This window comes from Nocardioides xinjiangensis, from assembly GCF_017916385.1.
GTDB lineage: Bacteria > Actinomycetota > Actinomycetes > Propionibacteriales > Nocardioidaceae > Nocardioides > Nocardioides xinjiangensis.
In genome coordinates this window covers 846,245-871,650 of the sequence record NZ_JAFMSW010000001.1, presented here as the reverse complement: position 1 = coordinate 871,650, position 25,406 = coordinate 846,245, and the positions used below count along the sequence as shown (strand labels likewise).

Sequence of the window (25,406 nt, the reverse complement as noted above, 5' to 3'; positions counted from 1 at the left end):
CTACATGGGCGACTCAGCGGTGGAGGCCCAGTGGAAGAAGATCGCCTTCGCCGTCGTCGACAGGCGGACCGTTCGATGACCTGACTCCGTTTCGACGCGGGGGACCGCCGGCGCGAAACGCCGCCGGCCCCCGGCGAGAAGCCCCGTGCTCCCGCCAGTGGCGGACGGGCACAGCCAATGCCCAGCAGGACGATCGTTCGGTCACCGGACGAACACAAGGACAAGGACCAGCAATGGGAGCTCCACCAGCAGCAACCAACGACGGACTCACCGGCAACGCCGGGAGACGATGGCGACCGGTCACGGCCATGGTCGTCGCTGCCTCCGCCACCGCCATGGTGCTCGGAAGCACGCCCGTCGTGGCCGCCACATCGACGCCGGCACCCGGGGCGGCACACGAGCCGCTCTGGCCGGCTGACCGAGCCTGGGGCCGGTACGTCCTTGGCCAGGACCGCGTGGTGCACGACCCGGTGGACATTCGAAGTGTCCGTGGCCGGGTGTCCGGTGCACGGGAGCTACTGAAGGGCGGCTCCGCAACGCTCGAGATGGTCGACGGAGGTGAGCCCGCCATTCTTGTTCTTGACTACGGCGTCGAGACCGCCGGCTATCCGCAGCTCACCGTTGACTCGGTCACGCCTGACGACGGTGCGACGGGCGTACAACTCCGGCAGGCCTACTCAGAGTCCATGCCGTTCATGTACACGCCGGGTACCGCGACAGTCTCCGTCAAGGCGCCGGCAGGAACACGCAAGGTGCGCTACTCCTCAGGCACCAACCTGTTCGTCGGTGACACCGTCCAGTTCGGCGCCGAACAGTACGAGATCACCGGTGTCGGAACCGCCGACGCGGCCGTCCCACTCGCCAAGGCCGCTCCCGCCGGCGCCACCCGGCTGCAGCTCGGCTCGCTTGAGGAAGCGGTGGCAGGCCAGGTCATTCGCGTCGGCGGTGCGCCCCACACCATCGTTGCGGTGGACGGCGCTCCGACGAGCATCAATTTCGCCCCGATCTCGGCGGACATGGTCGCGTTCTTCGGTCCCAACAGCAACGTGGCAGCAGGAGACGTCCTGACGATCAGCGGCGAGCTCATGACCGTCGCCTTTGCCCAGACCCAGCCATGGGGCACTTTGGCCAGCTTCACCACCCCGCTGCCGACCGGCGCCACCTCCCCGGCTCACAAGCCAGGACCGGTGACCATCACGCCGGCGCTCGCCAACGACGTTCCGGTCGGCACCCAGGTCATCCTGGCCCCCGGAACGGGCCTCACGTTGTCGCGCGGCCTGGCCGAGTCTGTGGAGGCCGGAACGGCCATCCGAACCAAGCCGGGCATGCCCACCGGCTACACCAACAACGTGACCACCCTCACGAACCCCGGTCCTACCGAGGGCGCGAACGAGGGTGGGTTCCGCTTCCGAGCCATCGCACTCACCAAGCCGGGCAAGGTGACGATCTCGGCACCAAGCGTCCGGTGGTCAGCCCACCGCGCCGGTGCTGACGACTACGCCGGTCACTTCCTCTCCAGCGATGAGACGCTGAACAAGGCCTGGTTCGCCGGCGCGTTCACCAACCAGACGAACATGGTCCCGGCTGGCGTGGACGACCTCGACGTCCCGGTGATCTACGACGGCGCCAAGCGCGACCGCGCCCTGTGGTCGGGCGACCTCATCGTCCAAGGACGCGTCGCCTACCAGGCATTCGGCGCGGCCGCCCTTCCCTACTGGAAGGGAACGCTGGACACGTTCATGGACATGCAGAACCCCGTCACCGGTGAACTGCCGTCGTCCACGTGCTGCGGCATCTTCTACGCCACGACGTACTCGGCCTACGCCGCCATGTCGGCGATTGACTACTACCGCTACGCCGGGGATCTGGACTATGCGCGGTCGCTGCTGCCCGCGGTCGAACGCGCCGAGAAGTTCCACGCCAGCCACCTCAACGAGAACGGTCTCATCGTCACCAACGACCCGGACTACTGGCAGACCCGACAGGACGGCGAGGTCACCCACTACAGCATGGTGTACCTCGAGTTCCTCCAGAACCTCGTGTGGTTCGAGAACGAGCTGGGCCACCCGGAGAAGGCCGCCAGATACGCAGAGGCGGCCGAGCGGCTCAAGGCCAACATCAACGACCACTTGTGGAGCGACTCGCTCGGCGCGTACATCCACAGCGACGTGATGCCCACCGTCATCCCCGCCGACGCCAACTCCGATGCAATCCGACTCGGGGTCGCCCCCCGCGGCAAGGTCCAGGGCATCCTCGACGTCCTTCGACGCACCTGGACCGGCCACGGAAACGTGCTGAGCCAGAGCGTGCCGGCCGGCCCCAGCCTCGCTGACGGCTACGGCCACGAGATCGAGCCGCTGACCAACACATGGGAGTCCGAAGCCCGCTACGTCGCTGGGGACACCGAGAGCGCGCTCGAGCTGACCCGCGACCTCATCGGTCCCATGGTCGACGAGAGCAGCGACTTCTACACCGGTGCCTTGTGGGAGTTCCTCGACCAGAGCGGCATCGTGGACGAATCCCGCGACAGCCTCGCCCACGGGTGGGGTGCAGGACAGTCGGCACAGCTCCTGGAACGCCTGGTGGGCGTGCGCCCCACCAGCGCGGGTTACCACAAGTGGCTCGTGGAGCCGATGCCAGCAACCAGCGTCGACTGGGCCGACGGATCAGTGCCCACCCCTTCCGGCCCGATCGACGTGCTCTGGGGCCAGTCGGAGGGCGATCGTCGGTTCGACGTGGACGTGACCGCTCCGGCCGGGACGTCCGGGCAGGTGAGCCTGCCCCTCCTGAGCAACGACGCGGCCGTTCAGGTCAACGGCCACGACGTGTGGGTCGACGGCAAGTTCGTCGCCGCCCCCCAGGTCGACGGAGCCGAGCTCAGCGGCGATCGCGTGATCTTCAGCGTGCGCGGCGGCGAGACGCTCCGCTTCCGGTCCGCACCCAAGACCGGACCCACGCCGCCTCCGGTCGTCGCGACCCCGACACCGACCCAGGCGCCGGCGGTCGACAAGGTCGTGGCGCGGATCGGCACCAAGGTGGTCAAGCCGGTCGAGGTCGGAACCAAGGTCCGGCTGCGGGTGACGGTCCGTGCCCGAGGTGTGGTGCCGTCCGGGTCGGTCGAGGTCAAGGTCCGGGGTGCGGGCAAGAAGAAGTCCTACGAGAAGTCCCTCAACTCCCGGGGCCGGACGAAGTTGTGGCTGCCGGTGTTCAAGTGGCCCGGGCGAGTCGCGGTGAAGGTTCGCTACATGGGCGACTCAGCGGTGGAGGCCCAGTGGAAGAAGATCGCCTTCGCCGTCGTCGACAGGCGGACCGTTCGATGACCTGACTCCGTTTTCGACGCGGGGGACCGCCGGCGCGAAACGCCGGCGGCCCCCGCCTCCCGAGAGCTCGACCGGCATGGGGAGTCATCGAGCGGTACGCGGACTGAGGCTGTTACCCGGACCGGACGGAATGCTCGGTGGGCCCAGCCACCCGCTCCAACAGCGCTCTTCCGTCCCGGTGCGCGTTTGGAGCCGTTGCCATCACGACGACCGGTGTCGTCGCACGTCGTATCCGTAGGTGACCTGGTGCTGCTTCGCCAGAGCGGGCCGGTCGCACCTGTAGTCAAGACTTTCAAGACCGAGGAGATGCAATGCCGCGAACTAGGTGCTCAACGCACCACATAGGAGCCCTTGGCTCGATCGGCGCCCGATCGGTGCGTGGGATCGCCGGGCTGGCAGCCGCCGCACTCGCGGTGACGGTGACGACACCGTTGCTGGCGCACGCGGAGGAGAGCAACGTCCAAGCGACTCGCGAGGTTCGCGGCCACGCCGCGGACGGAGCGGCGCGCGCCGGGAGCTCGCCCTTCGCGCGCCGGCTGGCGGGTGACTACGTCGACCCGGACCGTATCTACAGCGCGGACGTGCGCTGGTGGCTGGGCGATGCGTCGCACACCGATGAGACGTTGTTGGAAGAGATCCAGAAGCTCTATGACGCGGGCTTCCGCGGCGTCGAGCTGTGCATGCAGGACGATCTCGCCGCTGCCAACCCCACGTATGCCTACGGGTCTGAGATGTGGACGCACAAGTGGAACTTGGTGATGAACAAGCTCCTCGACCTCGGCATGAGTGTCTACCTGACGTCCGGCACCAACTGGGCAACTTCCAATGTCCCGGGCCTCGACCCGACCAGCCAGGCGGCGATGCAGAACCTCACCCTCGGGACCGGTGTCGTCGAGGCCGGCCAGACGTTGGCCGCGCTTCCAGCTCCGGCGGCCAGCGCCCGCGAGCGGGGCGCGCGATTCGTCACGGCGTACGCGTACAAGGTCGTCGACGGCGACACCCTTGACCTTGACAGCTACGTGGCGCTCTCACCGTCGGTGAGCCAGGGCGCGGACGTGTGGACGCAGAACGTCAACTGGACCGCGCCGGACGACGGGAACTACCGCGTCTTCGCCATATGGACCCAGGGCACCTACCAGACCTCGGACCCCGCGGCGGAGCCGAGCTACACCACCAACTACTTCGACGAGCGGGGCGTCGAGGCGCTGAAGGCGTTCTGGGCAGAGCACTACCTGAGCGACCCGGCTCTGGTCGAGAAGTTCAAGCGCGGCGATGTGCAGCTGTTCCAGGACTCACTCGAGATCCACCCCGGCGGCGGGTCCGAGTTCGAGGGGCCGATCTCCAAGCAGCCGCAGTTCACGTTCTGGGCAGAGGACATGGCAGAGGAGTTCCAGGCCCGCAAGGGATACGACGTCACGCCCTACCTGTTCCTGATCCGCGGGACCAAGGCCAACGTGTATGACCCGTATCACTCGGTGGCGAAGACGGGCATCTACCGCATCGCTGGCCAAGAAGAACTGCGACAGCGGGTCATCAACGACTTCCAGGACGTTCAGACCCAGCTGTACCGCGAGCGCATGCTGCAGCCGCTCAAGGAATGGCTGAACTCCTACGGGATCAAGTCCCGCGCTCAGATCTCCTACGGCAAGCCACTGGAGAACTCCGAGCCGATCATGGACGTCGATTACCCGGAGGCGGAGAACTACAACCAGTACAACCAGGTCGACATCTTCCGCCTGTGGACCGGAGGCTCCAAGCTGGAGAACAAGGTTCTCTCCACCGAGACCGGCGCCCAGATGCCGTCCTTCAACGGAACCGCGCAGATGAACCTCAAGGACGCCTACTCGGCGTACGCCGCCGGATTCCAGCGGGTCATCTGGCACGTGTGGGCAGCGGACTACGGTTTCGGCAACTACGCGTGGCCGGGCTACGACCCGTTCAGCTATGCCCAGTACATCCCGAACTACTTCCGCTACCTCGGCACGCGCCACCCCGACAGCCGTGACTACGACGAGCTGAACGCGCACATGGGACGGGTGCAGCAGTTGATGCAGACCGGGCGGTCCCGCACGGACGTCGGATTCGTTCACCAGAAATGGTTCCAAGGCGTCCGATTCGGCGGCGGAGTCGGCAGTGACAACGCCCAGATGAACTGGCAGCAGGGGCACCAGGGGATCTACTACCGCTCGACGGAGCTGCAGGACAACGGCTACACCTACGACTACTTCAGCCCGCGGTTCCTCTTCGACGACGACGTCCGATTCGACCGCCGCACCAAGACGATCGAGCAGGCCGGTTACAAGGCCATCGTCCTCTACCAGGACTGGCTCGACGTGGAGGCCGCGAAGCGGATCCTGGTCTGGGCCAAGCAAGGCCTCAAGGTGGTCCTCCTCGAGGATGCCGCGTCCCAGACGCCGTTCAACGACGGCAAGGACGCAGTACTCCAGAAGGTCACCGACGAGCTGAAGACCCTGCCGACCGTGCGCCAGGCGACGGTGTACGACAACATCGACTACTTCAGCGCAGCCCCCGGCGGTTACGACGACAACGTCATGGAGAAGCTGCAGGAGCTCGGCGTCGAGCCGTACGCCGGCTACGCGGAGCCGAACCTCCAGCTGCTCAACCAGACGCGGGAGGACACCGACGGGAACCGGTACGTCTACCTCTACAACTACGCCGACGACGAGTACAACAAGTACAGCCACAAGCCGAGCGTCCGTAACCTGAAGTTCGGCAAGAACATCGCGACCGACGTCGAGATGGACGGCTACTTCGTGCCCTACTCGATCGACGCGTGGACGGGGGAGACCACCGAGCTCGCGGAGTATCGCTGGGAGGAGGGCAAGACGGTGGTCCCCGTCGACCTTGACCTCAACAACATCGCGCTGATGGCGTTCGAGAAGGTCGACGGACCGAGGCTCCATGTCCTGTCCACGAACGCCGAGTCGAGCTTCGTCGTGAACGACGGCGTGGTCGTACGAGTCACCGACACCGGTCCCGTCACCACCGCCCTCAGCGACGGTCGTCGGCTCACCGACCAGGTCACGGTCCCCCGGCCCTACGACATCACTGACTGGAACCTGACCGTGGAGTCCTGGCGACCGGGCGATGTCTCGGGTGACCTGCGGAGGACGGAGACCATCAATGGGGTGACGACGCTCAACCGGAAGACGTCTACGGCCGTCACCGACATCCAGGTGTCGCTCGACACGCTGAAGACGTGGGACAGCATCCCCGAGGTTGGCAGAGGCGTGTCGGGAACCGGGCACTACGAAGCCGCTTTCGACTGGGACGCCGACGCCGCGGACGGCGCCTACCTCGACCTCGGTGACACGCTCGAGTCGACGATGGAGGTCTGGATCAACGGGCACAAGGTCGGTGGTGCCGTCAGCACCAACCCGACCAAGGTCCGCAGGGACGTCGGCGGCACGGTCGACGACGGGACTGGCCGGAGGGTTCCCCTCGTCGGAAAGGACCTCTACACCGGTGGGATCAGCTGGACCAAGCCGGTCGCGGACGTCAGTGCGTACCTCGTCGACGGGCGCAATGAGATCGTCATCGACTACAGCTCGGTGCTGTCGAACGTGCAGCTCGCCCGCGGCGCGATCCGCGAGGAGCTGAACAAGGGCGGCTGGTGGAAGAATGACCAGAAGTACCTGAGCTTCGGTCCTCAGCAGGCGAAGCTCGTGCCATTCGTCGGTCTCGAGTACCCGAAGTCCGGCGGTCCTGGCGCCGGAAACCCGACGGCCGCTCCCACGCCGGCCCTTACCCCCACGCCGCCGACGGCGACGCCGCCCGCCGCGGACAAGGTGACCGCGCGGATCGCGACCAAGATGGTCAAGCCGCTGGCGATCGACAGCCGGCGCCGCCTGCGGGTCACCGTCCGGGCAAGCCAGGTGTTGCCCACCGGCGCGGCGACGATCTCGCTCAAGGGTGCGGGACAGAGGAAGAAGTACACCCGCACGCTGAACAAGTGGGGTAGGACGAAGGTGTGGCTACCCAGGTTCGATCGAACTGGCCGCGTCAAGGTCCGCGTCGTTTACCAAGGTGACGCTCGCGTGGCTGCCGAGAGGAAGACATTCGTGTTCAAGGTCGTGCAACGTCGCGCGGATCGATGAAGTTGCCGTAGCTCAGAGGAGGCCGCCGGTGGAGACGCCGGCGGCCTCCTCGTCTCCATCCACGACGTGTCACGCACTTAGGGGAAGGAACGGACAGAATGGACCGGGCACAGCTCGACGATCACGAAATCACGATCCTCCGGTTCTTGGCGCAGGGGATGACCGCAAGCGATATCGCCGCGGCCGCCGGGGTGTCACCGCGACAGATGCAGCGGCGCGTGCAGGCCCTCCGCGACCGCTTGGGGGCGGCAACGAACATCCAGGCTGTCACGATCGCCGTTCGCCGGTCCGTGATCTGAAGGACTTCCTGCACCGATCGCGACGGTGCCTCGGCGGAGGGACATCAGCCCGTCCCCCGTACGCACGCGGGTCCGTGTATTCGAGGAGTATCAGACAGCCCCACCGCAATGGAGTGGCTCTACGCCCTCGATCGGTCCTCACGGAACGGAAGCGACCCTGAACGAGGACGAACGCCCGAAGGACTGGCCGAATCGTTGGTGCGGGTCAGACGGCATGTCGCACAGTTTCCGCGAGTGCCTCGAACCCGCGTCTGCCTTGCGCTGCAACGGCGGCGGACCGCGTCGCCGCCATCACCAAGCGGCACTACCGCCGCGACAACGGAACAGGGGGCAGCGCCTGCACGGCGCGGCCCCCTGTTACACGACTTTCCCCGCTGCGCGGGGCTCGGATCAGGTCGTCCTCCTCACGACCCGGACGACAGCCCTGGCCAGGACCTCGCCCCTGCGGTCCAGGATCCGGAGCACCCTCCTCCCGGAGAGGTTCCCCGGAACCTTCCGCGTCACGGTGAAGCGACCGTCCTCGACCTCGGCGGTGCCGAGCTTCTTGCCGCCCAGGGTGATCCTCACCTTGCTGACCGGCAGGTCCCGTCCGCGGATCCTGATCGACCTGCCGGCCTTCACCTTCGACTTAACCCTCACTGTTGGCTCCACGGCCGGGGCCGGTGTCGGGCTGGTGGGCGTGGGGGTGCTGGTCGGCGTCGGCGAGGTGGTCGGTGCAGGAGCGTCGGCGGCGCTGTACTCCACGTCGACGAACGGCACGAGCCTGGCCTGTGCCGGCCCGAACGGGAGGTAGTCGACGTGGTAGCCCCACCAGCCGCTGGCGTTGGGGGTGACGCTCATGACCCCGCGACTGAGCTGGACGTTGGACAGCGCCGAGGCGTAGTCGATGACGATGGTGTTCTCGCCATCGACGAGGTACTCGCTGACGTCGGTGACCGGGTCCATCCAGTTCACACCGCCGGTCCACTGGTCCTTGCCGACGAGCGGGACCTGCTTGCCGGTGCCGTCGTCGATGGTGGGCTTGCCGACACCGCCCACGTCCCGCTTGACCTTGGTGGGATTCGTGGAGACCTCGCCGCCGACCTTGCGGCCGTTGATCCACACCTCCATCGACTCCTGCAGGGTGTCGCCGAAGTCGAGGTGGGCACCGGACGCGGAGTCGGCGTCCCAGTCGAACGTGGCCTCGTAGTGGCCGGTGCCGGACACGTTGCGCCCGACCGCCGGGATCTGGTCCCACGTCGTCAGCGTGTCGAGCTGGACCTCGACCGGCGTCTTGACCGTGGAGGTCTTGCGGTTGGTCGTCGTCAGGCCGTCGATGGTCTCGGTCCGGACGAGGTCGCCGGCTGTGGCGTTGGGCGTCCACGACTCGACCGTGAGGTCCCAGTCGCGGATGTCGTAGGCCTCGGGGACCGTGACCACGTCGGAGTGGGACTTGCCGTTGCTGAGCGTCGTCTCGAGCGTTCCGGTCTCGGTGGTGCGGACGGCGACACCCTTGTCCGTGGCGTACGCCGTCTCGCCCGTGGTCGAGGTGACGTGCAGCCGCTCGTCGTCGACCTTCTCGAACGCCATCAGGGCGATGTCGTTGTAGTCGAGGTCGATCGGGACGACGGTCCTTCCGTCCCGCCAGGAGTAGTCGGCCACCTCGGTGACCTCACCGGTCCAGGCGTCGATGGTGTACGGCACGAAGTGGCCGTCCATCTCGACGTCGGTCGTGATGTTGGTGCCGGGGTTGGGCGCGTTGCGGACCTCCGGACGGAGGCTCTTGGAGCGGTAGGAGCCGTCGTCGTAGTTGTAGGTGAACAGGTAGCGGTTGCCGGCCTCGTCCTGACGCGTCTGGCTCAGCAGCTGCTGGTTGGGCTCGGCGTAGCCGGCGTACGGGTCGACCCCGAGCTCCTGCAGCTTCTCCAGGACGTTGTCGTCGTACCCGCCGGGGGCGGCGGAGTGGTAGTCGATGTTGTCGTAGACGGTGGCCCGGCGGACCGTCGGCAGGGTCTTGAGCTCGTCGACGACCTTCTTGAGAGCGGTGTCCTTGCCGTCGTTGAACGGCGTGCGCGATGCAGCGTCCTCGAGGATGACGACCTTGAGGCCTTGCTTGGCCCACCTCAGGATGCGCTTGGAGGACTCGAAGTCCAGCCAGTCCTGGTAGAGCACGATCGCCTTGTAGCCGGCCTTCTCGATGGTCTTGGTCTGCTTGTCGAAGCTGACGTCGTCGTCGAAGAGGAACCGGGGGCTGAAGTAGTCGTAGGTGTAGCCGTTGTCCTGCAGCTCGGTGGAGCGGTACTGGATGCCTTGGTGAGCCTTCTGCCAGTTCATCGCGGTGTTGTCGCTCCCGGTGCCGCCACCGAAGGCCATGCCGTGCACCCACTTCTGGTTGATGAACCCGATGTCGGTGCGGGACTGGCCGGTCTGCATGAGCTGCTGGACGCGGCCCAGGTGGGCGTTGAACTCGTCGTAGTTCTGCGCGCCCGGGTCGCGCTCGCCCAGGAGCGGGAAGCGGAGGAAGGCGAACGGCGAGGGGTTGAAGCCCGGCCAGGCGAAGTTGCCGTAGCCGTAGTCGGCGGCCCAGACGTGCCAGATCGTGCGCTGGAAGCCGGCGGCGAACTGCGAGTAGGCGTCCTGCAGGCGGGTCTGCGAGGTGGAGTTCCAGCCGATCGGGATGGCTGACGTCTCGCTCGAGAGCACCTTGTTCTCCAGCTTCGCGCCACCGGTCCAGTAGCGGAAGATGTCGATCTGGTTGTACTGGTTGAGGTTCTCCGCCTCGGGGTAGTCGACGTCCATGCCGGGCTCGGAGATCTCCATCGGCTTGCCGTAGGAGATCTGCGCACGGGTCTCGATGCCGACGGAGTTCAGCCACGTCTTGAGCGGCTGCAGCATCCGCTCCCGGTACAGCTGAGTCTGGACGTCCAGCCAGTCGTTGACGATCTTCTGCCGGCGGCCCTCGTCGTCGGCCAGCCGGTAGGTGCCGACGTCGCCGACGGTCGTGTTCGGCCGGTTGAAGCGAGCCTCGACGCCAGCGAGCAGGAAGAGGTGCGGGGTGATGTCGTAGCCCTTGCGCCGCTGGAACTCCGCTGCCATGTCCTCGGCCCAGTAGGCGATACCTCCACCCAGGGAGATCTCGAGGGAGTCCATGAACAGCTGGACGTCGCCCTTCGCGATCTTCTCGCGCAGGGCAGGGTCGGCAAGGTAGTTCTTCTCCCAGAAGGTGCGCAGCGCGTCGACACCACGGGTGTCGAAGTAGTTCGTCGTGTAGGCGGGCTCGGCCGACGGGTTGGACGTCTGGAACGTGCCCTGGGTCCACAGCCCGAAGACCCGGTAGGTGCCGTCCGACGGGGCGGTCCAATCCACGTTCTGGGTCCACACGTCCGCCCCTTGGGTGGGCGCGAGCTTGACGTAGCTGGTCGGGTCGATGGTGTTGTTCGCGGTCACCTTGTAGGCGTAGGCGCCGATGAACCTCGCGCCGGCGCGGCGGGCGTTGGCGGCCGGGGCCGGGAGAGAGGCGAGGCTCTGACCGGCGGCCACGGTCGTGGTGCCCATGGTGACGTTCTGCATCGCGGCCTGGCTGGTCGGGTCGAGGCCCGGCACGTTGGAGGTCTGCCAGTTGGTGCCCGAGGTCAGGTAGACACCCATCCCGAGGTCGAGCAGCTTGTTCATCATCAGGTTCCACTTGTGGGTCCACATCTTCGACCCGTACGCGTAGTCGGCGTTCGGGGCGGCGTTGTCGTTCTGCATGCACAGCTCGACTCCCCGGAAGCCCGCGTCGTAGAGGTCCTGGATCTGCTCGAGCAGCACCTCGTCGGTGTGGGCGGCCTTGCCCAGCCACCAGCGCACGTCGGAGCTGAAGACGCGATCGGGGTCGATGTACTTGGCCTCGAGCTTCTTCGCGAACGCCGAGCTCTTGGGTACGGCAGCAGCCCGGAGCGCCTGCGGCAGTGAGCCCGTTGCGATGCTGGCGAGGGCAGCGGTCTGCGCGGCGCCGGAGACCGGCGTCGCGGCGCCGGCTCCAGCGTGGGCGAGCGTGCTCGACCCCAGCGTCACCGCAAGGGCGGCGATGCCGAACCTGGCGAGTGCGCGCGAGGAACGCGTCATGGTGCGGTTTCCTTTCGATCGACGTCCGGTGCTGACTGGCCCGGTCGTCAGTGGTGTCAGGCCTGCTCGCGCACTCGCGCGAGCCTCCCGGGCGGACAGCCTGTGGGCGCGGGTTGCGCGATGCCCGGGGGATGGTCCGGGGGACTGCGTGTCGTCAGCCCCCGGGTGCCGCCGAGCCGGGGGCCACGCTCGGACACGTGGCCCCCAGCCGGTCGGTGAGCCGGCCTCTGGAAGCCGACCCGTGGGCATGTCGCACGGGCCGGGACGAGGACCGACGCTAGTTCTTCTGCTTCGCCACCACCTTCACCGTGGTGGAGACCAGGCCCTCACCTCGACGGTCGAGCACCCGCAGGACCTTCCTCCCGGACAGGTGGTTCGGCACCTTCGCCCTGACCTCGAAGCGTCCATCTTCGACCTCCGCCGTGGCCAGCTTCTTGCCGCCCAGGGTGATCCTCACCTTGCTGACCGGCAGGTTCCGTCCGCGGATCCGGACCGAAGTGCCGGCCTTCACCGTCGACTTGACCCTCACCTTCGGCCCCACGATCGGGACCGGTGCCGGGCTGATGGGCGTGGGGGTGGTGGTCGGTGTCGGGGACGTGGTCGGACCCGGCTCGTCGGCACCGGTGTACTCGACGTCGACGAACGGGACGAGCTTGGCCTGGCGGGGACCGAAAGAGAGGTACTCGATGTGGTAGCCCCACCAGCCCTGAGCATTCTGCTGCGGGGTGGGTGCGATGCCCCGGTCGAGCTGGACGTTGGCGAGCGCGGAGTTGTAGTCGATGACAATCTCGTTCTTGCCGTCGACGAGGTAGTCGCTGACGTCGGTCACCGGGTCCATCCAGTTCACGCCACCGGTGTACTGGTCCTTGCCGACCAAAGGCACCTGGTTGCCGGTGCCGTCGTCGATGGTCGGCTTGCCGACCCCGCCGACATCACGCCTAACCTTGGTCGGGTTGGTGGACACGCCCCCGCCCACCTTCGTGCCGTTGATCCACACGGTCATCGACTCCTCGAGCTGGTCGCCGAAGTCGAGGTAGGCACCCGAGGCGGTGTCGGCGTCCCAGTCGAACGTGGCCTCGTAGTGACCGGTGCCGGAGACGGCCTTGCCGACCTGGGGGATGTTGTCCCACGTCGTCAGCTTGTCCAGCTCGACGTCGATGGCGGTCTTCACCGTGGACGTCTTGCGATTGGTGGTGGTGACGCCGTCGAGCACCTCGGTGCGGGACAGGTCGCCCGCGGTCGGGCTCGGGCGCCACGACTCGACCGTGAGGTCCCAGTCGGTGATGTCGTAGGCGCCGGGGACGGTGACGGCGTCGGTGTACTGCTTGCCGTTGCTCAGCGTCGTGGCGATGTTGCCGGACTTCGTCGCACGGACGGCCACGCCCTTGTCAGTGGCATAAGCGGTGTCGGCGGTGGTGTCGGTCACGTGGAGCTGCTGGCCACCAGCCTTCTCGAACGCGAGGAGCGAGATGTCGTTGTAGTCGAGGTCGACCGGGACGACGGTCTTGCCGTTCTCCCAGCGGTAGTCGGCGAGCTCGGTGGCCTCACCGGTCCACGCGTCGATGGTGTACGGGACGTACTGGCCGTCCATCTCGAGGTCAGTCTTGATGTTGGTGCCCGGGTTGGGGGCGTTGCGCACCTCAGGGTTGAGGCTCTTGTCGCGGTAGGAGCCGTCGTCGTAGTTGTAGAGGTAGACGTAGCGGTTGCCGGACTCGTCCTCACGGGTCTGACCGAGGAGCTGCTGGTTGGGCTCGGAGTAGCCGGCGTACGGCTCGACGCCGAGCTCTTGCAGCTTCTCCAGGACGTTGTCCTGGTAGCCGCCGGGGGTCTCGCTGAAGTAGTCGATGTTGTCGTAGACGGTCGCCTGCCGCACGGTGGGCAGGGTCTTCATCTCGTCCATCACCTTCTTCAGCGCGCCGTCCTTGCCGTCGTTGAACGGCGTGCGGGTGGCGGCGTCCTCGAGGATGACGACCTTCAGGCCACGCTTGGCCCAGTTGAGCAGGCGGCGGGCGCCGTCGATGTCGAGCCAGTCCTGGTAGAGCACGACGGCCTTGTAGCCGGCCTTCTCGATGGTCTTCGTCTGCTGGTCGAACTTGACGTCGTCGTCGAAGAGGAACCGGGGGCTGAAGTAGTCGTAGGTGTAGCCGTTGTCCTGCAGCTCGGTGGAGCGGTAGTGGATGCCCTGGTGGGCCTTCTGCCACTGCATCGCACGGTTGTTGCTGCCGGTGCCGCCGCCGAACGCCATGCCGTGGACGAACTTCTGGGTGATGAACCCGACGTCCGAGCGCGCCTTGCCGGTCTGCAGCAGCCGCTGCACGCGACCGAGGTGGGCGTTGAACTCGTCATAGTTCTTCGACGACGGCGCCCGGGTCGAGACGAGCGTGAACGTCCCCCGGGTGACGTAACCGGGCCACTGGTAGTTGCCGTAGCCGTACCCGGCGGTCCAGATGTGCCAGATGGTGCGCTGGAACCCGGCCGCGAACTGCGAGTAGGCGTCCTCGAGGCGCAGCTGGTGGGTGCCGTTCCAGGCGAAGTTCAGCGCGGTGGTCTCCGTGGACAGGACCTTGTTCTCGAGCTTCGCGCCACCGGTCCAGTAGCGGAACATGTCCACCTGGTTGTACTGGTTGCGGTTCTCGGCCTCCGGGTAGTCGACGTCCATCGCCGGCTCGGACATCTCGATCGGCTTGCCGTAGGAGATCTGCGCGCGGGTCTCGATCCCCACGGAGTTCAGCCACTCCTTCATCGGCTGCAGCATCCGCTCGCGGTAGAGCTGCGTCAGCACGTCCTGCCAGTCGTTGATGATGCGCTGGCGGCGGTCCTCCGCGCCGTCGAGGCGGTAGGTGCCGGCGGTCTGGACCCGGTGGTAGGGGTTGTTCCAGACGTTGTCGACGCCCTGGATGAGGAACAGGTACGGCGTGATGTCGTAGCCCTTGCGCTTCTGGAACTCCGCGGCGGCGTCCTCGGCCCACCACGTCATGCCACCGGTGCCGTAGCTCATCTCGAGAGAGTCCATGAACAGCTGGACGTCGCCCTTGGCGATCTTCTCCCGCAGCGCGGGGTCGGCCAGGTAGTGCTCCTCCCAGAACTCCCGCAGCGCCTGCACGCCTCGGGTGTCGAAGTAGTTCGTGGCGTAGCTGGGCTGCGCCGACGGCTGGGATGCCTGGTAGGTGCCCTGGGTCCACAGCCCGAAGACCCGGTAGGTGCCGTCGCTCGGCGCGGTCCAGTCGACGTTCTGGGTCCACACGTCGGCGCCCTGGGTGACGCGCGACTTGAGGTCGACGAACGAGCTCGGGTCGACGGTGTTGCCGGCGGTGACCTTGTACGCGTAGGCGGTGACGAACCTCGCGCCGGCGCGGCGGGCGTTCGCTGCCGGCGGGGTCAGCGTCGAGAGCGTCTGGCCGGCCTCGACGGTGCCCGTGCCGAGCGTCAGGTTCTGCATCGCGGCCTGACTGGTCGGGTCCAGGCCCGGGACGTTCGAGGTGGACCAGTTGGTGCCTGAGGTGAGGTAGACGCCCATCCCGAGGTCGAGGAGCTTGTTCATCATCAGCTCCCACTTGTGCGCCCACATCTCGGTGCCGTAGGCGTACACGTCGTTCGCCGCGACCGTGTCGTCCTGCATGCACAGCTCGACGCCGCGGAAGCCCGCGTCGTAGAGCGCCTGGATCTCCTCGAGCAGCGTCTCGTCGGTGGCGGACGCGTCACCGAGCCACCAGCGCACGTCGGTGCTGTAGACCCGGTCGGGGTCGATGAACTTCGACTCGAGCTGCTTGGCGAAGGCGGAGCTCTTCTTCACCGCGGGCGACTTCAGCGTCGACACCGCACTCGAGGGCGTTGCGGACGGTTCGGCGGCCGAGGGGCTGGCGCCCAGCCCCAGCGCCATGGACGAGAGGCCCACGGACAAGCTCAGGGCGACGGCGGTCGCCGCCGTCCTGCCGCGCAGCCGCAGGGCTGGCGATGTCGGGTTCATGCGGTCTCCGATCAGGTGCGTCAGCGCCGGCTGAGCGACTCTCGGCCGGGTCTGATTCGTTTCAACACGGACACCTTCAGGACTTCCCGATGTGACGGTCAACACATCGCGGCGAAGTTGACTGCTATCGGCCACGACCGCCCGTGCGGGCGGGAGCGGACGTCTGGAGCGTGCCATCGGGTTGCCGCCGGACGTCTGGAGAGCCCGCGTGCGCGGCACCTCGGCAGCACCCCGGCTCAGATGAGCCCCCGGCGGACGGCGATGACGACGACCTGGACGGTGGAGTCGACTCCCCACTGCCGCCGGAGGAGGGCGATCTTGCGGCGCAGGGTGCTCTCGGAGACGTTGCAGCTCGTTGCTGCCTCAGCAACGGTCTTGCCCCGGGCCAAGGCGCTCAGGATGTTCAACGTGGTCCGATCGGGCACGATTCGGACCTTGGTCGCTGTGTCGTCCACCGCGAGCTCCTTGGCGTTGACGTGGGGCGGCCATGACGTGCGTGCGCGGGCGAGCACGGGGTCGTCGCACGCCCGGGGAAGCGCTCCGCACAGCCCGGGGGAGAGCGCCCGGACGTGGTGAGTCGTTTCAACGGGGTCGACGGTGACGGCAGTCACAGGCGCAAGTACAACCGCTGCTCCGTTCCTCGCGCGTCAGCCTGACGCCGCAATTGCACGTACTGCGGTCGCAGTAGCCGATCGAGCGGGGGTCCCGTCCGTGGAGCGTGCGAGCCGGTGCCCGGGCCGCAGTCCGCCATGGCACGCGGGCGGATCCCGGTCCGGCGCGATGCACGGCACCGCGTCCGGGCTCAGCGATAGCGCGGAGTGACGAGACCGGTCTCGAACGCGAGCACCACCAGCTGTGCTCGGTCGTGACGGCCCACCTTGGTCATCGTGCGGTTGATGTGCGTCTTGACCGTCACCACCGAGATGCCGAGGTCATCGGCGATGGCCTGGTTGGTCTGCCCCTCGGCCACGAGGCGCAGGATGTCGATCTCGCGGGGGGTGAGCGATCGGAGATCGGGGTGCAGCTGGCCCGAGCCGGCCGCCCCGGCGTACCGGTCGAGGAGGTTCTTGGTGGCTCGCGGGGTGAGGAGGCCTTCACCGCGGTGAACCGTCCGGATCGCCTCCACGATCACCTCAGGTTCAGCCCCCTTCCCCACGAAACCCGCAGCACCGCTCCGCACGCCCCGCACGACGTACTCCGGCTCGTCCTCGAAGGTGGTCAGGATGAGCACGCGCACGCCCGGCTCGTCCTGGGTGATGATGCGGGTGGCCTCGATGCCGTCCATGACGGGCATCCGAACGTCCATCACGACGACGTCCGGTGCCAGCTCCTTCGCCTTGCGAACGGCGTCCACACCGTTCTCCGCGGTCTCCACCAGGTGCATGTCCGGCTCGTGTGCGACGAGCTCGGCGACGGCGTTGCGGATGAGCTGTTGGTCGTCGACGACGAGGACCCCGATCATGTGGCTCCGGCCTCCTCCGGCACCTCGGCGGACACGACGAACGTCCTGTCCGCGCACGAGACCTCGAGCCGGCCCCCGGCGGCCGCCACCCGTTCTCGCATGCCGCGCAGGCCGAAGCCCTCGACGAAGTCGGAGGTCGGCTCCCGCGTCGTGTTGGAGACGCGCAAGGAGAACGTGCCTGCGCCTCGGTGCAGCGCCAGCTCGATCGGCGCCTGGTGGTCACCGTGCTTGTAGGCGTTGGTGAGGCACTCGCGGACGACGAGGTACGTCACCGCGCTGACGGGGCGGGCATCCGTGCCGAGGTCGGGCTCGACGTCGAGGGACGGAATGAGGGTGCGGAACTCCTCGACCAGGGTCGTCAGCTCGTCGGAGGTGTAGCTCGGCTCGAGGTCGTCCCAGCTCTCCTCGCGCAGCCCGCGAAGCAGGTCGCTGATGGAGTCGATCACCGACCGCCCGGCCTCACGGACGGTGAGCAGTGCTCGACTGGCGTCCTCCGGTCGGTCCGGCAGGGCACTCGACGCGACCGCCGTGTTCAGGTTCATGACCGCGATCTGGTGCGCCACGGAGTCGTGCAGGTCGCGTGCGACGCGCAGCCGGTCCTCGGCCAGGAGCTTGCGAGCCTCCGAGTGGCGCGACCGCTCTGCTTCCTCGGCTCGAGCCCGCATCGCCAGCAACGCTGCGTGCCGCGCCCGGGTGGCGGCGCCGAGGGCGGTGGGGAGGACGACCGACAGCGCTGTCACCGCGATGAACAGGTGGCCCCACCTCCAGTCGAGCACCCAGGCCATCAGACCGACCTGGACGACGAACACGACCGCGACGGCGACCTGCACCGTGCGACGCCCGCTGTAGGCCGAGACCATGTACAGGCAGATCATGAAGCTGAGGTGGTAGCCGGCGCCGCCGATGGGCAGCCAGTGTGGCACCGCGTCGAGGACCGAGGCCACCACGAGGGCCGGCACGGGGAAGGTCCGCGCCGCGAAGGCGGCGGCCGCGGTGACGAAGATGAGGAACTCGACGCTGGACTTCGGCGCGACGACGGTCCAGCTCTGCTGCTCGTCGATCTTCACCAGCGTGCCCGCCAGGACCAGCAGGCCCAGCACCACGTCCGGCACGCGCGGGGTTCGTCGGTCGAGCCCGTCGATGCCGGGCAACGCAGCGGGTGAACTGGACATCGCAAACCTGCTCTTGTGGTCCCGCATCTCGCTCAGGGGCAGCAGGACCGTGGGGGTGTGGGGGCCGGACCGGCCCGATGTGATCGTAGACCGATCGGCCGTCGTACCCGAACGTCGCCGCGCGACCGGCGCGGGGACGGCCGATGTCGCTCGAACTCCGATCGGTGCGGTGGACCTCTGGAGACAGCGATGAAACGCTTCACGCCTCATCGCGCGCCGGGGCACAGGCGCGCTGCGCCCTTCCGAGCGCGGGACCGTCGAGCCGGCTAGCTCCCGTGGATGGCCGAAATCAGTCAACCTGAAGCGTTTCACTGGACCCGGTCGGCGCGGGGTACCTACCTTGTGACCGCCGTCACCTCGCCCTCCCCGGACCCACGAGAAGCGCTTCCGGCGGACGGCGGGCGCCGCCTCGGGCTTGTTCCCCGGGTCGGTTCACCGCGCCTGCGACTCCCGTCGAGGTGCATCCAGGCGATGGCCCGCAACCGCACTCGAAAGGGTCAACATGAAGACAACGAAGACCACCGGCCTGGTGGCAGCGCTGGGGCTCTCCCTGGCGCTGGGGGCGACGACCGTCGTCCCGACGTCCGCGACGGCTCAGGCCGCCACCGTCGCGCCGTCCGGCACCCCGTCCGTCGAGCGACCTCGCGTCGACGGGCGCACCGGCCCGCTGTACGCGTTCGGCAACCAGAAGCCGTCCTTCAGCTGGCTCCTCGACGACGTCGACGTCCAGATGGCGTACGAGATCCGCGCCTCCTCGACCGAGGCCACGTTGCCTCGGGCCAACCTCTGGCGTACCGGCAAGGTGACGTCCTCGGCGTCGGCACAGGTGGTGTGGAAGGGCTTGCCCCTGAACTCGCGACAGCAGGTGTACTGGCAGGTCCGCGTGTGGGACAACAACGGACAGGTCTCCGAGTGGAGCGAGCCGCAGTTCTTCGAGATGGGCCTGCTCAACAAGTCCGACTGGGGCAATGCCCAGTGGATCGAGCACCCCACCCGCAACCCGCAGGGCCCGATGCCGATCTTCGCGAAGCAGATCACGGTGGACCCCGCCAAGACGCTCACCAAGGCACGCCTGGTCCTGGCCGGCCTCGGCGTCCAGGTCTCCACCGTCAACGGCAAGGCCGTCACTGAAGAGGTCCTTGCTCCCGGTGGCGCCAATGAACAGGTTGCCATCACCTACCGCAGCTACCCGATCGAGAAGCTGCTGGAGTCCGGTGCCGGCAACACCATCGCCGTCGAGCTCGGCAACGGCGAGGCCTTCATGCAGAAGACGGAGAACCCCGCCTACGGACGCACCGACTCCTACAGCAAGATCCTCGGAGCAGCCGTCGTCCCGACCTCGCTGACCGCCGCCACCACGGTCGGTGCGACGACTGTCACGCTGGCAAGCGTGGCGGGCATCAACGTGGGATACACCCTGAACGTCGACACCGCTGATGCCGGCGTGCGGCTGGAGCAGCGTCGCGTCACCGCGGTCGACGCCGCCACCAACACCGTCACTCTCGAGTCGCCGCTCACCGGCGCGCACGCGGCCGGAGCGGTAGTGACACGCTCCGGCGAGCGCGACTCGCCCAACACCCGGGTCACTCCGCGCCTCATCGCGCGCGTCGAGCTGACCTACTCCGACGGCACCACCAGCAACGTCGTCTCCGACCGCACCTGGCGCACCGCCACCGGCCCGGCCATCACCGACCACTGGTGGGGCGGCACCGACTACGACGCCCGCTTCGAGCAGGTCGGCTGGAAGAACCGCAACAGCGACCTCACCGCCACCGCCAAGCGGCGCAACGGCCAGGACGTCAACTGGATGGACGCCGGCATCGTCGGCACCCCCAACCTCGACACCGACCTCACCGAGCGCGGCGCAGAGCCCGTCGAGATCGTCGACCGCTTCCAGGCCCAGAAGGTCTGGCAGGTCGACGGCCACCCCGGCACGTGGATCTTCGACATGGGCCAGGCGTTCTCCGGCTTCGTCGAGCTCACCACCCCCGGTGGCGCGAGTGTCTTCCCCGCCGGCACGACGGTGAAGATGCAGTTCGGCGAGTCGTTCAACACCACCGACCCCGCCCAGAAGGGCCTGATCAACGTCCTCGACATGGTCGAGGGCAGCGTCGGCACCACCGGCACCCAGACCCTGGACACCTACACCACCTGGGGCGACCCCGATGGCGAGACCTGGCACCCCCAGTTCGGCTACGACGGGTTCCAGTACGTCCAGGTGACTGGCCTCCCAGCCGGGTTCACGCCGACCACGAGCATGATCGCCGGCCTGCAGACCCACGCGACCGCGCCCGAGGCGGGGCGCGTCGAAACCGACAACGAGCGCATCAACCGCATCCACAAGATGTCGAAGTACTCGATCATGAGCAACATGCAGTCGTACTTCACCGACTGCCCCAACCGCGAGAAGGCCGGTTGGCTGGCCGACATGATCCAGTCGATGCCGGCCATCGACAAGCACTACGACATGGCCGCGTACCTGCACACCATGATGGAGGCCATCGAGGGCGCCCAGACCAAGACCGGTATCAACGCCGGCTTCGTGCCCTCCACCACTCCCAACGACCAGGTCCGCCTGTCCGGATCCGGTTTGGGCAACGACCTGAACTGGGGCGGGGCTGTCGTCCTGACGCCGTACTGGCTCTACAAGAACTACGGCGACCTCGAGACCGCTCGCAAGCACTGGGACTCGATGGTCCTCTACATGGACTACATCAAGAACCGGCGCACGGCAGGCACCACCGGCTCAGACCAGTACTACGTCGACAACGGCCTCGGGGACTGGGCCTCGGCCGACCGCGCTTCGACCAACCGCGCAATGACCGCGACCGGCGCCTACTTCAAGATGGCCAACCACATGTCGGAGCTCGCTGCCGAGCTGGGTCTCGACGCCAAGGCCGCCGAGTACAAGACGCTCGCCGGAAACATCCGGGCCACCTACAACGAGCGCTTCTGGAACCCCGCGTTGCGCAAGTACACAATCAACCAGACCAGCTCCGTCGGCGGCCAGACCGCCCAGGGCATCGCCCTCGACTACGGCCTGGTCACCGAGGAGAACCGACAGGTGGTCCTCGACGAGCTGGTCGAACAGATCTACTCCTACCAGCCCAACGGTGGCGGTCCGCACCTCAACTCCGGCATGATCGGGCTCGGCCCCGTCACCCGCGCACTGATGGACAACGGCCGCCAGGACGTGCTGTGGGACCTGCTCCAGGAGGACACCCAGCCCAGCTACGGCTACTTCCTGCAGTCCACCGAGAAGCACCCCGGCGGCCTCACCACCATCCCGGAGTACTGGGACCTGCGACAGTCGCAGAACCACATGATCCTGCTCCAGATCGACGAGTGGTTCACCGCCGGACTCGCAGGTATCAAGCAGGCTGACGACTCCATCGGCTACCGCGACCTGGTCATCAAGCCGCAGCTCGTCGGCAACCTCGGAGAGGTCAGCGGCGAGTACGTGACGCCCTACGGCGAGGTGCTCAGCGAATGGACCCGTGATGGCGACGACGCTGCCACCCTGTCGGTCACCGTGCCCTCGAACTCCACCGCGGAGATCTGGGCGCCGACCGGCGGCGACGAGGCCGACGTGACCGGCGGCGAGGCGGAGTTCGTCAAGAGCGAGGACGGCTACGCCGTGTACGAGGTCGGACCGGGCTCGTACACCTTCGCTCCGGCCGACGACACCCCGCCGACCGAGGAGCCGACGGTCACCCCGACGCCGACCACCAGCCCGACCCCCACGCCGACCACCAGCCCCGATCCCACCACCCCGACGGTGGAGCCCAAGGTCAAGGTGAAGTCGAAGGTGCGGGCCGGCAAGAGGGTCAAGATCCGGGTTCGCGACCTGGCGGTCAAGAAGGTCACCTTCACCCTGGGCGGCAGGAAGCTCGGTGCCGTCGAGGTGAAGGACGGCAAGGCAGTCCTCATCGCGAGGGTGCCCAGGAGCCTGTCCGGCAAGACGGTCCTGAGGGTCCTGGACCGCGGAGGTGACGTGCTGGCGAAGGCGACCATCCGAGTCGTGAGGAGGAAGGCGGCCTAGCCCCGACAGGACTGACCGCGAGAGGGGGCCACACCGTGACGGTGTGGCCCCCTTGCGTTGCGGTTCGCGATGACCGGCTGCACGTGTGCACCCACGAGGAAGCCCAGGTGACTCGGCGGCGCCGTGAGGGGTCGTCCGCCCTCGAGTGCGATCATGTCCTCCCGATCAGCAGCCGAGGAGCAGGAACACGTGGCCGAACCGTCAGATGTCGAGCGGTCCGGGTCGATGGCCCGGGCGGGCCTGGCCGTGGCCCTGGCGACGCTCGTCGGGCTGATCGTCTTCGTGCAGAGGCCTGCTGGCGACACCGGCGCTCCTGCCGGACCGAGCGCCGCAGGGTCCACCGCAACGGAAGACCCAGCCAGTGACAGCCGCCCGTCCGGGCCGACGACCCCGCCGTTCACGGGTGAGGTCCCGGTCGCCAGCGACGCGGAGTTCTGCGCGGAGTTCCGCACGGTGGACGAGGTGCAGCGGCAGTACGCGCGCGGCAAGGTCGACAGGGCGACCGTGCGCAGGGCGGCGCGCGCCCTCGTCGCGACCGGGGTCCCGGCGGAGCTGTCCCTGCCGGCCCGCAGCGGCTACTACATCCTCATCGGCGGGCTCTACGACTTCGTCGGGCTCGGGTTGGACCCGGCAGCGGTAGGCGCCCCGGACGCGTTCATCGCCTCCGGCGGGGAGGCCTTCGAGACCTATCTGACGCAGGCGTGCCGGCTGTGATCCTTCGCCGGACCCCGGGCCCGCCGATCAGCGGTACTGGTTCTTCGGGGCCTCGATGAGCTCGAGCTGTTCGACCACCACTTCGGGTTCTTCCCGACCGCCGTCGCCGGTGCCGGAGACGTGGCGTGCGACGACCCGCACCCACTGGTCGTCGGGGGGAGCGTCCACGCCACTCGCCGCCACGCGCATGACGGTCGCGTCCGCGGCACAGCAGTTCATCCCGAACTGCGTGACGAACCAGGTGCCGGCCTTGTCGCGGCTGACGAAGCCGGTGAGCTCGAGCCGGCGGTCGGCCAACGTGGCGCCGTCGTCGTAGGCCGCCCGCAACAGGACCTCGTCGAGCACGACGGGCACGGGGTCGCCCTCGGGCAGCGGGGGGAGGTCGACCTCGGTGCTCGTGTCCACCGGCACGACCGCGCTCTGGGCGCGCTCGGCGAAGTGGGCGCCGAGCGCCGGGGGAGCGATGAGGAAGAACACGAGCGACGGAGCGAAGAGCAGCCACGCGGCCCTCGGGACGTGCGCGTCGTGCTCGTCGTCCTGCGACCCCTGCTCGCGGAAGACGTCGAGCAGTGCCAGGGCCACGAGGAACGCACCGCAGGCGATGAGCGGCCACCGCATCCACGAGTTGACGTAGCGCAGGTAGCTGTCACCTGCCGCCATGCGGAGCAGCACGGCGCCGGTGACGGCCAGCAGCAGGGTCTGGGTCGCGCGCTTCACAGCAGCCACCATCCCATGCCGACGGCCGACAGGACGGCCACGCCGATCACTAGGGGGACGAACCGGAGCGCGAAGGCCCCACCGAACTGGCCCGACTCCATCGAGGCCAGCTTCACGTCCATCGCGGGCCCCACGACCATGAAGACCAGCTTCGCGGTGTCGGAGAACGCGCTGAGGCTTGCCGCGACGAAGGCATCCGCCTCCGAGCACAGCGCCACGACGAAGGCGAACAGGGCCATCGCCGCGACGGCCAGCACGACGTTGCCCGCGACCCCGTCGATGATCGAGCGCGGCACGAACGTGTTGATGGCGGCCGCGATCATGGCGCCGAGCACCACGAACCCTGCCGCGTGGATGAAGTCATGGCGGACGCTGCCGAGGAAGGCCTGCGCCGTGCTCTCGTCGTGGTCGTGGGTGCTCCGGCGGTGGAGGATCGGCACCCGCCCGGCGAACCGGAGCCACAGCCAGCCCACCGCCACGGCCGTGAGCAGCGAGGCGAGGAACCGGGCCAGCACGATCTCGGGTCGATCGGGGAACGCGACCGCCGTCGACACCAGGACGACCGGGTTCACCGCCGGAGCGGCCAGGAGGAACGTCAGCGCGACGGACGGTGCGACCCCGCGTCGCATGAGGCTGCTGGCGACGGGCACCGAGGCGCACTCACATCCCGGCAGCGCAACGCCCGCGAGCCCGGCGACAGGCACGCCCAGTGTCGGGCTCGCAGGCACCAGGCGGCGCAGCGCCCGCTCGGAGAGGAGGGTGGCGATCACCCCGGCGAGGAGGACGCCTCCGACGAGGAAGGGGATCGACTGCACGACGATCGCGACGAAGATCGTGCTCCACGTGGCGAGCGCCGGGCTGTCGAGGCGCGGCACCAGCCACTGCTGCGACATCACGAGGGCCGCCATCGCGACGAACACGACGTAGGCCTGGACCGGCAGGCCGACTGCTCGGCGGGCCGTGCTGCCAGAGGTGGACGGAGGCGAGTCCTGACGGGTCGATTCGCTCATGAGGGCACCGTCGCGGTTGAGGTCACCGGCGAATGATAATCGATCCCGTTCCTGTGATCGGGTCGCGCGCGCGGTCCTGCCAGGACGACGTGGAGCTCCGCCGCAGTGCCTGAGCGTTCGCGGTCGGATCAGCCGCGCGTCACAGGCGCGGGCCGATCTCCCCTTCGGCGGTCGGGGCCGTCCCGTCCTTGAGCTCCACGAAGATCGCGTGCGACGGCGTCTCGCCGATGTTCTCGCCGTGGTGCTGCTGCGCCGGGATCCAGCCCACGGTGCCTGCCTGCAGGTCCACCTCGCGCTGCGCGTCGCCCTGGACGATCCGCCGCCGGAACGAGGACAGGGTGTACATCACGCTGTCCGGGTGGGCGTGCGGGGTGGTGAGCGTGCCGGGCTCGTCGACGTACTCCAGCACGCGGACACGCTCGTTCTCGAAGATGACCCTGTAGTGGTCGGGGTTCGTCTCCGCCGGGTCGAGGCTCATCGGCCGAGCACCGCACCGTGA

At 67.9% G+C, this 25,406-nt stretch carries 13 protein-coding genes; 5 read left to right on the top strand and 8 right to left on the bottom strand.

Annotation, left to right across the window (positions count from 1 at the left end; translation table 11 throughout):
* Positions 1 to 458 precede the first annotated feature (458 nt).
* From J3P32_RS04165 to J3P32_RS04155, 3 genes are all read left to right on the top strand, one after another.
* Complete coding sequence (locus J3P32_RS04165; protein ID WP_210438582.1) at positions 459 to 3,320, top strand: alpha-L-rhamnosidase C-terminal domain-containing protein; 2,862 nt, start codon at positions 459 to 461, stop codon at positions 3,318 to 3,320.
* Between the two features lie 374 nt (positions 3,321 to 3,694).
* Entirely contained in the window at positions 3,695 to 7,438 is a 3,744-nt protein-coding gene (locus J3P32_RS04160) for a hypothetical protein (protein WP_210438581.1), read from the top strand.
* Between the two features lie 98 nt (positions 7,439 to 7,536).
* On the top strand, positions 7,537 to 7,737 hold the full coding sequence (locus J3P32_RS04155) for a LuxR C-terminal-related transcriptional regulator (RefSeq protein WP_210438580.1): 201 nt from the start codon (positions 7,537 to 7,539) through the stop codon (positions 7,735 to 7,737).
* A 390-nt stretch (positions 7,738 to 8,127) separates the two neighbouring features.
* Here the strand turns inward: J3P32_RS04155 and J3P32_RS04150 are convergent, their stop codons facing one another.
* The 5 genes from J3P32_RS04150 to J3P32_RS04130 form a co-directional block, all read right to left on the bottom strand.
* Entirely contained in the window at positions 8,128 to 11,823 is a 3,696-nt protein-coding gene (locus tag J3P32_RS04150) for a glycosyl hydrolase (RefSeq protein WP_210438579.1), read from the bottom strand.
* A 277-nt stretch (positions 11,824 to 12,100) separates the two neighbouring features.
* On the bottom strand, positions 12,101 to 15,616 hold the full coding sequence (locus tag J3P32_RS04145; RefSeq protein WP_210438578.1) for a glycosyl hydrolase: 3,516 nt from the start codon (positions 15,614 to 15,616) through the stop codon (positions 12,101 to 12,103).
* Positions 15,617 to 16,026: 410 nt separating this feature from the next.
* On the bottom strand, positions 16,027 to 16,245 hold the full coding sequence (locus J3P32_RS04140; protein ID WP_210438577.1) for a helix-turn-helix domain-containing protein: 219 nt from the start codon (positions 16,243 to 16,245) through the stop codon (positions 16,027 to 16,029).
* A 347-nt stretch (positions 16,246 to 16,592) separates the two neighbouring features.
* On the bottom strand, positions 16,593 to 17,252 hold the full coding sequence (locus J3P32_RS04135; protein WP_210438576.1) for a response regulator transcription factor: 660 nt from the start codon (positions 17,250 to 17,252) through the stop codon (positions 16,593 to 16,595).
* Positions 17,249 to 18,424, bottom strand: a complete 1,176-nt coding sequence (locus tag J3P32_RS04130; RefSeq protein ID WP_210438575.1) for a sensor histidine kinase — start codon at positions 18,422 to 18,424, stop codon at positions 17,249 to 17,251. Before J3P32_RS04130 ends, J3P32_RS04135 begins: the two co-directional genes overlap by 4 nt.
* A gap of 502 nt (positions 18,425 to 18,926) precedes the next feature.
* On the opposite strand from J3P32_RS04130, the gene J3P32_RS04125 reads away from it, so the two are divergent.
* Together J3P32_RS04125 and J3P32_RS04120 are read left to right on the top strand one after the other, a co-directional pair.
* The gene (locus tag J3P32_RS04125) at positions 18,927 to 22,466 is read left to right on the top strand and encodes an alpha-L-rhamnosidase (RefSeq protein WP_210438574.1); all 3,540 of its coding nucleotides are present in this window, start codon (positions 18,927 to 18,929) and stop codon (positions 22,464 to 22,466) included.
* Positions 22,467 to 22,619: 153 nt separating this feature from the next.
* Positions 22,620 to 23,180, top strand: a complete 561-nt coding sequence (locus J3P32_RS04120) for a hypothetical protein (RefSeq protein ID WP_210438573.1) — start codon at positions 22,620 to 22,622, stop codon at positions 23,178 to 23,180.
* A 27-nt stretch (positions 23,181 to 23,207) separates the two neighbouring features.
* Here J3P32_RS04120 and J3P32_RS04115 read toward each other — a convergent pair whose 3' ends face one another.
* The 3 genes from J3P32_RS04115 to J3P32_RS04105 all read right to left on the bottom strand — a co-directional run bounded on the left by J3P32_RS04115 (position 23,208) and on the right by J3P32_RS04105 (position 25,385).
* Complete coding sequence (locus J3P32_RS04115; protein ID WP_210438572.1) at positions 23,208 to 23,897, bottom strand: TIGR03943 family putative permease subunit; 690 nt, start codon at positions 23,895 to 23,897, stop codon at positions 23,208 to 23,210.
* Positions 23,894 to 24,907, bottom strand: a complete 1,014-nt coding sequence (locus J3P32_RS04110; protein WP_210438571.1) for a permease — start codon at positions 24,905 to 24,907, stop codon at positions 23,894 to 23,896. Before J3P32_RS04110 ends, J3P32_RS04115 begins: the two co-directional genes overlap by 4 nt.
* A 139-nt stretch (positions 24,908 to 25,046) precedes the next feature.
* Entirely contained in the window at positions 25,047 to 25,385 is a 339-nt protein-coding gene (locus J3P32_RS04105; protein WP_210438570.1) for a cupin domain-containing protein, read from the bottom strand.
* Positions 25,386 to 25,406: the final 21 nt, after the last annotated feature.

What these genes read in the sequence shown, in the direction of transcription:
- J3P32_RS04150 (WP_210438579.1), bottom strand. Translation starts at nt 11,823, where the DNA reads ATGACGCGTTCCTCGCGCGCACTCGCCAGGTTCGGCATCGCCGCCCTT.
- J3P32_RS04130 (WP_210438575.1), bottom strand. Translation starts at nt 18,424, where the DNA reads ATGTCCAGTTCACCCGCTGCGTTGCCCGGCATCGACGGGCTCGACCGA.
- J3P32_RS04125 (WP_210438574.1), top strand. Translation starts at nt 18,927, where the DNA reads ATGAAGACAACGAAGACCACCGGCCTGGTGGCAGCGCTGGGGCTCTCC.
- J3P32_RS04105 (WP_210438570.1), bottom strand. Translation starts at nt 25,385, where the DNA reads ATGAGCCTCGACCCGGCGGAGACGAACCCCGACCACTACAGGGTCATC.
- J3P32_RS04135 (WP_210438576.1), bottom strand. Translation starts at nt 17,252, where the DNA reads ATGATCGGGGTCCTCGTCGTCGACGACCAACAGCTCATCCGCAACGCC.
- J3P32_RS04155 (WP_210438580.1), top strand. Translation starts at nt 7,537, where the DNA reads ATGGACCGGGCACAGCTCGACGATCACGAAATCACGATCCTCCGGTTC.
- J3P32_RS04120 (WP_210438573.1), top strand. Translation starts at nt 22,620, where the DNA reads ATGTCCTCCCGATCAGCAGCCGAGGAGCAGGAACACGTGGCCGAACCG.
- J3P32_RS04110 (WP_210438571.1), bottom strand. Translation starts at nt 24,907, where the DNA reads ATGAGCGAATCGACCCGTCAGGACTCGCCTCCGTCCACCTCTGGCAGC.